Origin of the sequence: Roseibium suaedae (assembly GCF_900142725.1) — a bacterium.
GTDB classification, from domain to species: Bacteria; Pseudomonadota; Alphaproteobacteria; order Rhizobiales; family Stappiaceae; genus Roseibium; species Roseibium suaedae.
On record NZ_FRBW01000006.1, the window covers coordinates 45,380 to 60,110 of the forward strand.

At 58.6% G+C, this 14,731-nt stretch carries 14 protein-coding genes; 11 read left to right on the top strand and 3 right to left on the bottom strand.

What is annotated here, in order from left to right:
- Position 1 precedes the first annotated feature (1 nt).
- From BUA94_RS20645 to BUA94_RS20655, 3 genes are all read right to left on the bottom strand, one after another.
- On the bottom strand, positions 2-883 hold the full coding sequence (locus tag BUA94_RS20645; protein WP_073015277.1) for a branched-chain amino acid ABC transporter permease: 882 nt from the start codon (positions 881-883) through the stop codon (positions 2-4).
- A gap of 68 nt (positions 884-951) precedes the next feature.
- Positions 952-2,082, bottom strand: coding sequence for an ABC transporter substrate-binding protein (locus tag BUA94_RS20650; RefSeq protein WP_073015278.1), 1,131 nt, complete (start codon positions 2,080-2,082; stop codon positions 952-954).
- Between the two features lie 224 nt (positions 2,083-2,306).
- Complete coding sequence (locus BUA94_RS20655) at positions 2,307-3,050, bottom strand: GntR family transcriptional regulator (RefSeq protein WP_073015279.1); 744 nt, start codon at positions 3,048-3,050, stop codon at positions 2,307-2,309.
- Between the two features lie 740 nt (positions 3,051-3,790).
- Here BUA94_RS20655 and BUA94_RS20660 point away from each other — a divergent pair.
- The 11 genes from BUA94_RS20660 (at position 3,791) to BUA94_RS20710 (ending at position 14,595) form a co-directional block, all read left to right on the top strand.
- Positions 3,791-4,636, top strand: coding sequence for a hypothetical protein (locus BUA94_RS20660; protein WP_073015280.1), 846 nt, complete (start codon positions 3,791-3,793; stop codon positions 4,634-4,636).
- 247 nt (positions 4,637-4,883) lie between these two features.
- Positions 4,884-5,759 carry a glucose-1-phosphate thymidylyltransferase RfbA gene (rfbA, locus tag BUA94_RS20665; RefSeq protein WP_073015281.1) on the top strand — a complete coding sequence of 292 codons (876 nt, stop codon included), beginning with the start codon at positions 4,884-4,886 and terminating at the stop codon, positions 5,757-5,759.
- On the top strand, positions 5,759-6,325 hold the full coding sequence (gene rfbC / locus BUA94_RS20670) for a dTDP-4-dehydrorhamnose 3,5-epimerase (RefSeq protein ID WP_073015282.1): 567 nt from the start codon (positions 5,759-5,761) through the stop codon (positions 6,323-6,325). Before rfbA ends, rfbC begins: the two co-directional genes overlap by 1 nt.
- Before the next feature lie 3 nt (positions 6,326-6,328).
- Complete coding sequence (rfbB, locus tag BUA94_RS20675) at positions 6,329-7,402, top strand: dTDP-glucose 4,6-dehydratase (protein WP_073015283.1); 1,074 nt, start codon at positions 6,329-6,331, stop codon at positions 7,400-7,402.
- Entirely contained in the window at positions 7,399-8,217 is an 819-nt protein-coding gene (rfbD, locus tag BUA94_RS20680) for a dTDP-4-dehydrorhamnose reductase (RefSeq protein WP_073015284.1), read from the top strand. The genes rfbB and rfbD overlap by 4 nt, the downstream gene beginning before the upstream one ends.
- 144 nt (positions 8,218-8,361) lie before the next feature.
- The gene (locus BUA94_RS20685; protein WP_073015285.1) at positions 8,362-9,570 is read left to right on the top strand and encodes a KpsE/RkpR family capsule polysaccharide export protein; all 1,209 of its coding nucleotides are present in this window, start codon (positions 8,362-8,364) and stop codon (positions 9,568-9,570) included.
- Between the two features lie 2 nt (positions 9,571-9,572).
- Positions 9,573-10,226, top strand: a complete 654-nt coding sequence (locus BUA94_RS20690; protein ID WP_073015286.1) for an ABC transporter ATP-binding protein — start codon at positions 9,573-9,575, stop codon at positions 10,224-10,226.
- A 32-nt stretch (positions 10,227-10,258) separates the two neighbouring features.
- Entirely contained in the window at positions 10,259-11,524 is a 1,266-nt protein-coding gene (locus BUA94_RS20695) for a KpsE/RkpR family capsule polysaccharide export protein (RefSeq protein ID WP_073015287.1), read from the top strand.
- A 23-nt stretch (positions 11,525-11,547) separates the two neighbouring features.
- Positions 11,548-12,369, top strand: coding sequence for an ABC transporter permease (locus BUA94_RS20700; protein ID WP_084082162.1), 822 nt, complete (start codon positions 11,548-11,550; stop codon positions 12,367-12,369).
- A gap of 151 nt (positions 12,370-12,520) precedes the next feature.
- The gene (locus BUA94_RS20705; protein ID WP_139251229.1) at positions 12,521-13,729 is read left to right on the top strand and encodes a hypothetical protein; all 1,209 of its coding nucleotides are present in this window, start codon (positions 12,521-12,523) and stop codon (positions 13,727-13,729) included.
- A 155-nt stretch (positions 13,730-13,884) separates the two neighbouring features.
- Positions 13,885-14,595 carry a hypothetical protein gene (locus BUA94_RS20710; RefSeq protein WP_073015289.1) on the top strand — a complete coding sequence of 237 codons (711 nt, stop codon included), beginning with the start codon at positions 13,885-13,887 and terminating at the stop codon, positions 14,593-14,595.
- The last annotated feature ends 136 nt before the right edge of the window (positions 14,596-14,731 follow it).

Sequence of the window (14,731 nt, forward strand, 5' to 3'; positions counted from 1 at the left end):
TTTATGCCCTTTTGACCTCTTTGCGGCCGAACAGGCCGGTGGGCCGGAACCAGAGCGTCAGGACCAGCGCGCCAAAGGCGACAGCTTCCTTCGCGCTGGAGGAGATGTAGCTTGCGGTCAGAACCTCGAACATGCCGAGCAGGACGCCTGCGATCAGCGCGCCGCGGATGTCGCCAAGACCGCCGATGATGATGACGGCGAAGCCGCGCAGCATCATGGTTTCGCCCATGAAGGGCTGGATGGCGTTGAAGTTCAGGCCGATCAGCACGCCGCCGACGCCGCCCAGAAGGCCGGAGACGAAGGACACGACGATGACGATGGCATCGACATTGATGCCCATCAGGCGGGCGGTGTCTTCATTCTCGGCAAGGGCGCGGATCATCAGGCCGACGCGGGTGTAATGCAGCAGCACGAATAGCAGGCCGACGAGCGCAAAGGTCACGCAGACGATCAGGATCTGCACCAGGGAAATGCGCAGGTCACCGATTTCGAATGCGGAGCTGTCGACAAAATCGAAGGGGAAACGCTGGATTTCCGTGCCGAGCCAGATGGCCGACAGGGAATAGAGCGCCAGAACGGCACCGAGCGTGACCATCAGGGAGGGAAGTTCACCCGCCTTGGTGCGGCGCAGGCGCGTCAAAAGCACGCCGTCCACGACGACGGCCACGAGGCCGGCAGCAACCCCGCCCAGCAGGACGACGGCCCAGATCGGCAGTCCGACCGAGCGCGCAAGCCAGAGCGCCACGAGCGCCCCCACGGAGAAATAGAAACCATAGGTCAGGTTGATGACGCGCAGGACCCCGAACATCAGGGTCAGACCAAGCGCGAAAAGCGCGTAGGTGGCACCCAGCACGAGACCGTTGACTAGCTGCTGTGCAAGCATCGATTGGGATATCCCCTAAACGGCAGTGGTGGCCCTGCGCGGGTGCGCAGGGCCTGTTTTGCGGCCTTTTATTCGAAAATCTCGAACTTGCCACCCTGCATGGTCAGAACGACCACACCTTCTGCGGATGCAGGGTCACGGCCTTCGGTGAACTTGAACGGGCCCATGACGCCGGTGTGGTCCGTGGCAAGCAGGGCTTCCCGGATCTTGTCGCTTTCGGCGGAACCGGCGCGGTCGATGGCTTCGGCAACGATCTTCATCGTGTCATAGGCCTGGGCTGCGAACTGGTCCGGAGCCTTGTTGTAGCGGGCCTGGAAGTCGGTGACGAACTTCTGGTTCAGCTCGTCCTTCTTGGCGATGAACCAGGGGCTGCCGACCAGCAGGCCATTGGCAGCTTCACCGGCGATTTCGCCCAGACGCGGAGAGTTGGAACCGTTGCCGCCGATGAAGCGGACGGTTTCCGGCAGGCCGAGCTGGCGGGCCTGCAGCAGGATGCCTGCAACCGGCTCGACCAGGGCGGAGACGGCGATCGCGTCGACGTTCAGGCTCTTGATCTTGGTCAGCTGGGCGGAGAAGTCGCTGTCCTTGCTGCCGAAGGTCTCGATGGTCGCGATTTCGAAGCCGAGCTCTTCAGCGGCGGCCTTCATGGAATCGAAGCCGGACTTGGCGAAAGCGTCGTCGTTGGCATACATCATCGCGATGGTCTTGACGCCGAGCTTTTCCTTGGCGGTCTTGAAGGTGACCGGGATAACGTCGGCTTCCGGCAGCGCGGTGCGGAAGATGTAGTCGCCCATGGCGGTGATGCCGGCAGCCGTGGTGGACGTGCCGATGGTCACGATCTTGCGGCCGTTGGAAACCGGTCCGACAGCGAACATCTCGTTGGACAGGGTCGGGCCAATGATCAGCGGAACCTTGTCACGGCCGATCAGCTTGCGGGCAGCGTTGACCGCCTGGTCCTTGTTGCCTGCGGAATCCTCAACGATCAGGGCGAGGTTCTTGCCACCCAGAACGCCACCAGCGGCGTTGATTTCGTCCATGGCCATTTCCAGGCCGGACTTGATCGCAATGCCGTAGCCGGAGGCCGGGCCGGAGAGGATCTCGACCGCACCGACGGTGACGGTGTCCTGCGCCAGGGCAGGAACGGTGGCGGCGGATGCGATTCCAAGGGCCAAGGCTGCGGCCCGCAAAGAACGGTACATGTGCTTCCTCCTGGATCAGCTGACCTTCAACCGGATTGGCGGAAGGCCGTGGTGCTGATCGGTTTTCAAAGTTCTGGAGCCGCCTTTGCGCCGTGAGGCGCCGGTGGCTTCCGGTTGATCCTGAACCGGCCTGATGTCTGAGGCCTGACGTTCGAGATGTGTCGCCCTTGGGCGGGGCACGGACCGCTTGGCCCCTGGCTCCGCCTGCCGGGAAGTCTGTTGCCTCAGCCGGTCGCCCCCAGATCCGGGGTGCTTTCGGCAGTCATGGCCGCCAGCGAGCGGGCCACCAGGCCCTCGGAGCGGTAGAGATGGGCCATGGCCAGCGCGACGGCCTCTTCGATGCGGCCCGCGCAGATGGCCCTGAGGATTTCCTGATGCTCGGTCCAGATCGAGGTGCCGATGTTCTCCACCCGTACCACGGCGATCATGGTCCGGCGCAGATAGACCCAGTGGGCCTCGGTGGTCCGGTCGATCAGGGGATTGCCGGATTCCCGGCACAGGAACTGATGGAAGGCCATGTCCGCATCCACCGCGCCGCGGGGCGAGCGGGCCTCGACCATCTTGAGGCCGTGTTCCAGAAGGGCTTCGCCATTGCGGCGCAGCTTGTCGGCAAAGCGGCTGGAGGCCGCGGCCCGGCGGGCGACGGCCTGCAGGGCGACCTGTTCGAGTGCTGCCCGGATCTGATAGCGCCAGGCGGTGTCGGTTGCGTCGAGCGGGGCGACCTTCAGCCCGCGCGAGCCGGTGCCCACAACGAGGCCGTCATTCTTGAGCAGCATCATGGCCTGCTGGATCGGCTGGCGGGAGACGCCCAGTTTCACCGCAAGGTCTTCCTGGACAAGATGCATGCCCGGCGCGAGATCGCCGCCGACAATGCTTTCCTTGATCGCCAGATAGGCCCACTCGGACCGGTTTGAGGCAGAGTCGTCCCCTCGTGCGACAAACGTCTCTGCTTCACCCTTGCTGGCCACGCCGGTCTTCCTGCCTGTCTTTCCTGCCCTGGTCCCTCCCCTTCTTCATAGGACGGGCATGAGCACCTGCGGCTTTCCGGAAAGCCCTGGGAGCTGCGGCAGGCCCGTAAAAAGGGGGATGAACCTGAATGTCCTTGAGCCCGCGCGGCGGTCAAACTGACCGGCCTGATGGCGCGCTTTCGGATCTCTTCATGAAGTTCTGCGGCTTCATTGAATTCAAAGCATGGATACCGGATGGCATCCGGGCTGGCAAGACTTTTGTAAGGAGCCCTTAGGTTGTCTTTTAAGCACTTGATAAAAAATCAAAAATTACTGAGCTGAGCAGTATCTTTAGTCTGCGTCTCTTGTCCGTATATCAGCTTTGAATTCAATATAGTCTGCACATTGCTTTCTGCTAACCCGGAACGTTCCCCTTAAAAATCAGGGTGTTGAGGTCTGCCGGATCTCGAGGGATCCGTTCACTTGCCGCCCGAAATCTGACGCTGCGTCGCTTTTGTGCAGAAAGGGGGCTGGGAGGAGGGGAAGAGAGGCATGGTGGAGGTTCAGAAAGGTGAGCGGGAGCTTGTGTAAACGGGATAAGGTGAGCAGGTTCTTGATGAAGCAGTCTGAAGAGGTTTCTATCCTGATCCGGGAACACTCGTACTTTCGCTGCCCACGAAACCAAAATCAGGTCACATTTCTGACGTGTCTTGCAGAGATATCTCAGCCGGATTGAGCTGCAGACACTGAAACTGGATAAAATGAAGACGATCTTTCTGCATGTCGGACATGGAAAAACCGGCACATCTGCCACGCAGAAAGCTTTCATGGAGCTTCAGGATACCTTGAAGAGCCGGGGCATCCTCTATCCAGATCATCCAAGCCGCAGGAAGGCCCTTCGCGGCGGCACGACCTCTGGAAATGTCACGCCGGAAGTGCCGGGCTGGTTCCAGCGCCAGATCCTTGATGTTGCAGACGCCTGCAAGGAGTTCGGCACGCTGGTGTTTTCAAACGAGAACATGATCCTCCGCCAGAACGAGTTCGTTGATCTGGTGAGAGCCCGGAAGAGTGACTTCACCTTCCACTTCATCGTCTCGGTGCGCGATCCCGTCGAAATGGTGCAGTCCCATTTCAATGAAGCCGTGAAACGGGGCGGATACACCGGCACCCTGCTGGCGATCGCCGAGCGGGAAAATCACATCAATCACGCGACCAATCTCGTCAGGTTCTGCGAGGCGGAAGGCATTCCGGTTTCCGTGCTGAACTACTCCCGGATCCGGTCGGGCATAACGGAGAGGATCCTTGCAATCGTGGATCCATCCTTGCCGTCCGGGGGCATGCCGGGCCTGTCCACCTCCCGGATCATCAACAGGTCCCTTTCGCCGGTTGAACTGCGGCTCGTTCACTGGACGAACCGGAACCTTGGCGGAACGGTCGGAAGACGGTTTGCGCAGGCTCTACTCTACGTCATTCCGAATCCTGCCTTCGTCAGGGGCGAGGTCCCGCTGCAATGCCGGGAAAAAATACGGGAAAATCTCCAGGCAGATGTCCATTTCCTGGATGCCCGTCTGGCTGAAGCTGAAAGGATGCAATGGGCGATTGATTGACAAGCCGGGAGGACGTTTCGGCAAAACGGACCTCTTCGTTCGCATGCAGAAATTTGGCCCCTCACCCCATGCGCTCGGACAATCGGTAACAATGAAATCCGCGAGCATGCCCTGAAACCAGGCAGTTCGTTTTCCTCCCGCAGGCAGCTTAATCCCGATCAAAGCTTGAAATGTGGGGCTAAAAAAGGGAAGACAGGCTGGACCTTCCGGAAATCCAACGGGTTCATTTTAAAAACGGAGCATTTCGTTGAAAGGTATTATCCTTGCTGGCGGCAGCGGCACGCGTCTTTATCCGCTGACGCTTGCTGTTTCGAAGCAGATCCTTCCGGTCTATGACAAGCCGATGATCTATTACCCCCTAAGCGTTCTGATGCTGTCGGGGATCTCGGACATTCTGATCATTTCCACGCCAAGGGATCTGCCGGTCTTCCAGGAGTTGCTCGGAGACGGGTCTGCATTTGGCATCAGCCTGTCCTATGCGGTGCAGCCTGAACCCAACGGCCTGGCGGAAGCTTTCATCATTGGCCGTGAATTTGTCGGCAACGATTCCTGCGCACTCATTCTGGGCGACAACATCTTTTACGGTGCGGGCATTTCCGCCCTGTGCCGCAAGGCGATTTCCGAGCCGAGCGGCGCAACGGTCTTTGCCTATCACGTTGCCGATCCGGAACGTTATGGCGTGGTTGATTTCGATCCCAAGACCCGTGCGGCCCTCTCCATCGAGGAAAAGCCGGCGGAGCCGAAGTCCAACTGGGCGGTCACCGGTCTCTATTTCTACGACAATGATGTCGTCGACATCGCCGCCAACGTGCAGCCCTCCTCGCGCGGTGAACTGGAAATCACCGACGTGAACATGGCCTATCTGAAGCGTGGCGACCTCAGGGTCGCAACTCTTGGCCGGGGCTACGCCTGGCTGGATACGGGCACCATCGACAGCATGCATGAGGCTTCTTCCTTCGTGCGGACGATCGAGCACCGCCAGGGCTTCAAGATCGCCTGCCTTGAGGAAATCGCTTTTGACAACGGCTGGTTGACGGTCGATGAAGTTCTGAACCGGGCCTCCACCCATGGAAAGTCCGGCTATGGTGACTATCTGCGCCGTTGCGTCAGCGGGAGAAAATAATGCCTGAGTTTCGTTCCCTTGGTCTTGATGGTGTCATCGAGATCCTGCCGCAGAAATTCGGCGATGACCGTGGTTTCTTCTCCGAGACCTACAACGCCAAGGCTTTCAAGGATGCGGGAATTGATCTGGATTTCGTCCAGGACAACCATTCCTATTCCGCTTCGGTCGGCGTGTTGCGGGGCCTGCATTTCCAGACCCCTCCCTTTGCCCAGGACAAGCTGGTGCGTGTGACGCGCGGTGCGGTTTTCGATGTGATCGTCGACATCCGCAAGGGGTCGCCGACCTTTGCCAAATGGGTCGGTGTCGAGATCTCTGCGAAGAAGTGGAACCAGGTTCTGGTCCCCAAGGGCTTTGCCCATGGTTTCGTGACCCTGGAGCCCGACACCGAGTTCCTCTACAAGGTCACCAATTACTATTCCAAGGAGTGTGACCGGTCGATCCGCTTTGATGATCCGGACATCGGCGTCGAGTGGCCGGTGGATCTTTCGACCGTGACGCTGTCGGCCAAGGATGAGGCCGCAGGCCTTTTGAAGGACACCGACACCGGCTTTGTTTTTGAGGGTTGAGACATGCGTTTTCTGATCACGGGCGGTGCCGGTTTCATTGGCTCCGCGGTTTGCCGGCGGATTGCCAGTGACCCGTCCAACTTTGTTCTGAACGTCGACAAGCTGACTTATGCGGGCAATCTGGCTTCGCTCAAGGCCATCGACAATCTGCCCAATTACGCTTTCGCTCAGGCCGACATTTGCGACGGCCAGACCATCGGTTCCCTACTGCGCCAGCATGACATCGACGTCATCATGCACCTTGCCGCCGAGAGCCATGTGGACCGGTCGATCGACGGTCCGGGAGCCTTCATCGAAACCAACATCATCGGCACGTTCCAGATGCTGAACGCGGCCCGGGGCTATTACGAAAGCCTCACCGGGGAAAAGCGCGAGCGCTTCCGCTTCCATCACATCTCGACCGATGAGGTCTTTGGCGACCTGCCCTTCGACAGCGGTATTTTCACCGAAGAAACGCCCTACGCGCCCTCTTCGCCCTATTCCGCGTCCAAGGCCTCGTCGGACCATCTGGTCCGCGCCTGGCACGAGACCTACGGCCTGCCTGTTGTGCTGTCCAACTGTTCCAACAATTACGGCCCGTTCCATTTCCCGGAAAAGCTGATCCCGCTGGTCATTCTCAACGCGCTCGATGAGCGTGAACTGCCGGTCTATGGCAAGGGCGAGAACGTGCGCGACTGGCTCTTTGTCGATGACCACGCCGCTGCCCTGCATCTGGTGGCGACCAAGGGTGTTGCCGGGGAGAGCTACAACATCGGCGGCAATGCCGAGCGCCGGAACATCGACGTGGTGCGCGGCATCTGCGCCATTCTGGACCGCAAGCGTCCGCGCAAGAATGGCGCGTCCTATGCGGACCTGATCAATATGGTCACCGACCGTCCGGGCCATGACCGCCGCTATGCGATCGATGCCAGCAAGATCAAGCGCGAGCTAGGCTGGTCGCCGGCCCAGACCTTCGACAGCGGTCTTGAAGCCACCGTCAACTGGTATCTTGCCAATGACTGGTGGTGGGGTCCGATCCGCGAAGCGCAGGGTTATGAGCGTCTTGGCACGCTCAAGCTTGCGGGAGCTGCGGAATGAAGATTCTCGTTACCGGCAAGGAGGGCCAGGTTGCCCGCTGTCTGGCCGACCGCGCCAAGGATCATCCGAAACTGGAACTGATCTTCGTAGCGCGTGAGGGCACAGACACGGTTCTGGATCTCGCAGATCCGGACACGATCCGCGCAGCAGTCGCAGCTCACAAGCCGGACGTGATCCTGAATGCGGCCGCCTATACGGCCGTCGATCAGGCCGAGGACGAGCCGGACCTGGCCATGGCCGTCAACGGCACGGCTCCTGGTATCCTGGCAGCAGAAGCGGCTAAAATCGGTGCGAAGATCATCCATATCTCCACGGATTATGTCTTCGATGGCGATCTGGACCGGCCCTATCTGCCGTCTGATCCGGTCAACCCGATCGGCGTCTATGGCAAGACCAAGCTCGCCGGCGAGGAAGCGGTGCGTGCGGCCAATCCGGATCATGTGATTGCCCGCACGGCCTGGGTCTACAGTCCCTATGGCAAGAATTTCTACAAGACCATGCTGCGTCTTGCGGAGACGAAGGACGAGATTTCCGTGGTCGACGACCAGATCGGCAACCCGACCTCTGCCTATGAAATCGCCGATGGCCTGCTGGCAATTTGCGACGACTGGGAAAAGGGCGGCAGCAAGCGCCTTGGCGAGACCATTCACCTGGTCGGGCCCGACGCCATGACCTGGTGCGGTTTTGCCCGCAAGATCTTCGCCGAGAGCAAAGCCTCCGGCGGTCCCTCCTGCCATGTAAATGCCATATCGACGGCCGATTATCCCACCAAGGCAAAGCGGCCGGCAAATTCGAGGCTGGAGCAGCCCGCGTAGCTCTTGTATTCCGGGTATCTGGGGCAGGGTTTCAGGTCTAAGGTCAGGGACGATCTGGCTGGATCTGGACGGGAGACTGGCTTTTATTTTATCGGGCGGCCGCCTTTGCCGGGCTGCGTCCTTTTGAAAGAGTAAGTTCGATCCATGAGCATCGAAGCGCATGATGCCCGAAACAATGTGATTGAAGCGAACGCGATCGAGGACGAAGACTCCTATTTCGATGAGGAGTTCGACCGCCAGCATCCTATTCTCAAGTACATCACGAAGAAGGCTACCTTCTTCGCGTTTGTCGTGATCCCTGCGCTGTTTTGCGCTGCCTACTATGGAATGATCGCCAGCAATCAGTACATGAGCGAGACGCGGATGATCGTCCGCACGATCGGGGTCAGCGAACAGTTCGATACAAGCGAGAAGCGCGAAGGCCAGTCGATCATCGGCGGGGACTCCCTCACCCAGGATGCATATATCGTCGACAACTACATTCACTCTGCGGAAATGGTCGAGTTCCTGGACAAGGAAATCGGCCTGCGCCAGATGTTCAGCGGCTCCGAGATCGACCGCCTGTCCCGCCTGTCCGCCGATGCGCCTTTCGAGAAGCTGCACAAGTACTGGAACCGGCACATCGACACCTACGTGGACGGCCCGTCGGGAATTCTGATCCTGCGCGTGCGTGCCTTCAGCCCTGATGACTCCCTGAAGATTTCGCACGCTGCGCTAAAGGCGGCGGAGGAGATGGTCAACCGCCTGTCCGACCGGGCGAAGGCCGATCTGACCGTCCGCGCTGAGAATGACGTCGTCAAAAGCCTCGAGGACTACAACAGCGCGCTCAACGATCTGCGGCAATATCAGAACGAGACCGGGATTTTCGATCCGATTTCCGAAGCCCGGCTGTCCGGGACGATCGTGGCGAAGCTTCTGGAAGAGAAGCTGAAGATCGAGGTGGAACTTGCCGCTCTGGAGGCTGCCAATGCCGGGGACTCCGCGAAAGCCCGGCAGTTGCGCCGCAATGCCGATGCCCTGCAGCGGCAGATGGACGAACGCCAGGAGAGCCTTGCCGGCCAGAAGGCCGTTGGCGGGCAGCTGACCGAGAACCTGGCTGAGTTCTCCCGGCTGGAAACGCGCCGTGCGGTTGCCGAAGCCATCTACAAGGCATCCGCCCGCAATCTCGACACGGCCAAGGCCGCCGCTATCCGCCGGACCACATTCATTGCCGTGTTCTCGCAACCGTACCTGCCGCAGGACACGGTCTATCCGGCCAGAATGTCTGCCTGGTTCATCTTTACGATCGGCATGCTTGCCTTCTGGTCGACAGCGACATTGATCTGGATGTCTGTCGAAGATCACAGGGTCTGACCATGATAGTCATGGAGAACGTCGTAAAGTACTACAAGACGGCAGGCCGGCGCCGGTATATCCTTCGCAAGCAGAGCATGAATTTCTCTGGTGGCCGTTCCTATGGTCTGCTTGGGGTGAACGGGGCCGGGAAGTCGACCACCATGCGCATGCTGGCCGGGGCGGAGCTGCCCAACAGCGGCCGGATCCGGCGGTCGGTGCGTGTGTCATGGCCGCTCGGTTTTGCCAGCGGCTTCAATCCCATGCTGAGCGGCAAGGAAAACCTGAAATTCGTGGCGCGGGCCTACGGGGAAGACTTCAGGCGGGTTCTGCGCTTCGTGACCGAGTTCGCCGAAATCGGCAGCTATATCAACGAGCCGCTGAGAACCTATTCTTCCGGGATGAGTTCCCGGTTTGCGTTCGGGCTTTCGATGGCAATCGAATTCGACTGCTATCTGGTGGATGAGGTGACGGCGGTTGGCGATGCCAATTTCCAGAAGCGTTGCCGCGAGGCCTTTCAGGCGCGCAAGGCAACAGCGGACGTCATCATGATTTCCCACAACATGAACACCATCAAGGAGTATTGCGATATGGCGATCGTTCTCATCGATGGTCACATGGTCAAGTTCGACAATGTGGAAGATGCTATTGCTACCTACATGCGACTCAACCGCTGACAAGGACCTGAGCGCATGATGAGGAGTCGGGTGTGAGCCAGAAGAAACAGGTTGCGAACCAGACAGATAACGCTGTTGTCGTCCGCAGTCAGAAGATGGCTGCGGCGTTGAGTTCCTATGCGCGCCATCTCACGTTTGAGAACCGCAGCCGGCGCAATCTGTACCGGTTGGCCGGCCTTGCCCCCAAGATGCGGGACAAGGTGTTCGAGAAGCTGCTCATCGGTGCGTTCATCTTCTGCTTCCTGATCCCGTTTGCATGGTCGGTTTTCCACTACACCATCTATGTGTCTCCCCAATATGCCTCCGAAGTGCGGTTTGTCGTCAGGTCCGCCACGCCGCTGTTGACGCGAAACCGGTTCGCCGGCGGGGCGGTTTCCCTGAAGGACAAGATCGTTCAGGACACGCAGGTGGTGGTGAACTACCTGAACAGTCCCGAATTCGTTCGTGACCTCGACAAGGAGATCAGCCTGAACTCCGTATTCGGGCGCGACGGCATCGACGGGTTCTCGCGCATCGACCCGGAAGCCTCCTGGGAAAAGCACGTCAAATACTGGGAGCGCCATCTCTCGAGCTCGATCAATCCGAAGAGCGGTATTGTCGAGCTGACCGTCTATGCTTTCTCCCCGGAGGAAGCGACGCAGATCATGAATGTGGTGTTGAAGCTCGCGGAGCAGCGCATCAACACGATGAATGGCGACATCTGGAGCAACCTGCTTGCGGGTGCCGAAAAAGGGGTCGAGACGGCGTCTGCCCGGCTCGAGACACTTCGGCGCGCGGTTCAGGACACCCAGAACAAGACGGGTGTCTTTGATATCGGTCTTGCGGCGGAAAGCCTTGGCACGGTTCTGACCAAGCTCGAGACGGAAATTGCCGATCTCAATATCCGCAAGGACAGTCTGAGCAAGAGTCTCGAGCCGGATTCACCGACCCTGGTCAACATCGATAGGCAGATCGCTGCCCGCAAGATCCAGGTTCAGGTGTTGCGGGACAAGACCGCAGGCGGCGATGGCGGCAAGGACCAGAACCTTGCCGAGTATTCGAAGCAGTTCGAACAGCTGGAGCTTGACCAGAAGATTGCCGAGGAGCAATTCACCGCCGCCGTCGAGGATCTTGAGAAAATCAAGCTCGTCAGCACGTTGCAGCTTGTCTATCTGGACAAGTTCACCGAGCCGACGCTGGCGGATGAGAGCTCCTATCCCGACATTCCGCTGTCGTTGTTCTTGTCCCTGCTTGGCTGCCTGACGGCATGGGGCGTGGCCTCCGGCCTGATCGTGCTCCTGCGGCACAAGCTTGATTGATGCGATTGGTGAGGAATTCCTAGATGACGGTCGTTGACGGGCAGCAAAGGCGGTATCGCACCTCGATCACGTTCAAGGATGCCCTGCTGCAGAAGCGGAACGTCATGCATGCGGTCATTCTGCGCGACATCCGCAGCCGGTATTTCAACCACGGCCTTGGCTTCCTGCTTGTTCCCATGATGCCCGTGTTTCACATGGGTTTTCTTCTTACTGTTTACAGTGTGATGGGGCGTCAGTCGGCTTTCGGGGATGACCTGCGCGTGTTCTTCGCGACAGGCCTCATTCCCGCGATGATGTTCATGTACGTCTCCCGGTTCATGTCCATCTCGCTGCTCGCGAACAAGTCGATGATGGCCTTTCCCGTTGTGCGCCTGCTCGACATCGTTCTGGCGCGAGCGGCTCTGGAGATGGCAGGTATGATCCTCTCGATCGGGGTCATGTTCGTCATTCTGCTCAGCACCGGGTCAGATCCCTATCCATTCGACACGGCTCAGGCCCTGGATGTGATGCTGACGGTTTGCGTGCTGGCGATCGGCATGGGGATTATCGCCAGCATCATTGCGTCGATCGCTCCGTTCTTCACGACGGTTTACGGGCTGACAATGGCGCTGACCTATGTCACGTCCGGCGCGCCGATCTATTTGCATGCCTTCCCTGAGCAGGTGATTTCGATCGTGTCCTGGAACCCGATCTTTCATGCGGTGGAATGGATGCGGAGTGCGTATTATCTGGGTTACCCGACGCAGTGGCTGAGCAAGGGATATCTTCTCGGCTGGGCACTGGGGAGCGTATCCTGCGGCCTGATTTTTGAGCGCTTGCTACGGACGACTATTTTGAAGCGCTGACGAACGCGTGTTTCCGATTATGAGTTGTCCATGCGCTGCCCGGCGGGGACAAGGTCTGTTGTGCAGAGCTCCGTGAAAGTCCATCGAGCTCTGGTAAAGCCGCTGGAGAGTTTCCTATCCAGCATTGATGTCGCGAAAGCTGGAGAGACTGATGACCGAAGTCCTTCGTGTGTTCGGAATGCACAAAGCTGGCACTTCCTTTCTGATGAAGGCGCTCTCCCATTTCTGCCACCAGAACTCGGTTGCTTTGGTGAGTGTTTCCACCGGCATGTTGCCAATGGCGGCATACGGGGATTTTCCCATGGCCATGGACCGGGCCGGGGTCGAGACGATTCTGAGACTTTCGCCTGAACAGAAGCAGAAATGGCTTGAATTCGGCCAGGCTGACTACCCGGAAGTTGAAAGTTTCTCGGAGCTTCTCGGGACGCTGATACGAGCAGTCCGGGTTACCTCGACCGGTGATGAGACCAGCCGGGGGCGGATTCACTTCTACCGGAATTCCAGCCGCAAGGTCTATGAACTGGAGCCTGCTGTTCCTTCGGTCCGTGTCATCCGGAACCCGATGTCCATCGTCAAATCGGCCTATTTTTCTCACAAGGTCACGCACAGCATCCACAATTGGGGGCGTCTTGGCAGGCAACGGGACCTGCTTAATTCCCTCTCCCAGGAGGAAGGCCTTCGCAGGACCTATGACTTCCTTTGCGAAGAGTGCTTTTCCTATTTTTCAGAAGGGCCATTGTGGACACTGGCGAACTGGCCGGCAGACACAGGCGGACCGGCCGTTGTGAAGATGGAAGACATCACGAGTTCGCCGACCTCATTCCTGCTGTCCCTCTGGAAGCAGCTTGGCGGGGACCTGCAGTCAATGACTTTCGTGCCGCCGCAGATGCTGTCTTTTGAATATCAGTCGGGAGGCCGTAAGCCCGGGGAGGTCGACGAGAAAAGCCACTTGAGAAGCGGCAATCAGGAGGAGTGGCGCGCCCTTCTGCCACCGGATCTGGTCCGGACAATCAGGCGGGATTTCGGTGACTTGCTCGAGAAGTTCTATCCGGCCTCTCTCGAAGATGGTCCAGCCGAGGCTCCCTCCCCCTACACGTCTTGCCTGCTTGAACTGGAACAGGCGTATCAGGCCCTTTTTGAAAGCCGCGCCTCGGAGCGTAGTTCTGCCGCTGCTGCCCTCTCCCATGAGAAGATGTTCGACGCAATGAAGGGTCAGCGGGACAAGGCCAATGCGGACTGGAGCGCACGCTTTGAGGACATGAAAACTCAGCGCGACCGTATCCTGGCGGAGGGGACCCGCCGGTTCGAGGACATGAAAAGCCAGAGAGACAAGCTTCTCGCCAGTCTTCCCCGCAAGTAATGACCTTCCGAAGAGGAAATGTCCTGGCGTGAGGCTTTTGGTTCCCCGGATCTCAGTCACATGGCGCAAAAGTCTGGACCTCCCTTGTCCAGCCTTGCAGCCGGGCATCTGGAAGGCTTATGGGCAGGAGTTATCCTGAGCCGGAGTGAGGAAGATTGATAGAGGTTGGCCTGATATTCAAATCTGAGTTCAAGACCCTGGTCGATGTCGTTTCAAACCTTCCGGAAGTTCTGAGACCAAGGTATTTTAGTTCCGGAGAGCTGGTTGAGAGTAAAAAGAACCTTGTTTCCGACAAGGACAAGCTTCGAAAATTTCTGGCCGGGGAAAGGACCGGTTTCTTCTTAATCGGAGATCAGGTGTCGTATTATTTCAATGCGCTTGCCGATGATACGATCAGTCTCGATTGCTTTTTGAATGCTACGCCCGAAACAGCCAAAACGCTTCTGGAGCACCTTCTGGTGGCCAAGCCGTTCTTCGGATTTGCATGCAAGCCCGAAGAACGGGAGCAGCGGAATCGAATTGTCATGCAATTTGGCGCCAATACCATAGAAGGCTGGGTAGGGAGAGATATATCCAAGTATCTTCCCGGGTTGTACTGGCTCACAGTGCTTTCGAAGGACCTGGCAGAGCGGCATAGCATAGACCTGCAGGACCTTGGCAGGTATTCAAGGAAATCAGTAAAAACTTCAGATGAAGTCTATGTGCTCACTTTCCACGATGATCCAGAAGAATGGTCTTCAATGAATGTGGCTGCTGATTTTTACTCGGATCATTCGAATATTTTTAATATCGAACATGCCCGGCAGGAACTCTCCAAGGCAGACAACCTTATGGAATTTCTGGCCATGACACGCCGGTGGCCGTGACTTGCGTGTGTGCTACGCCTCTGGTCTTTCCGGGGAGCAGTGCAAGGCAGCGCCGGCCCGGCGGGCATTATGCCATTGAGGTCGGGGCCGGTCAGAACCTGCGGCGCGCGAACGGGCTCGTGCACGCGCCGCCGGA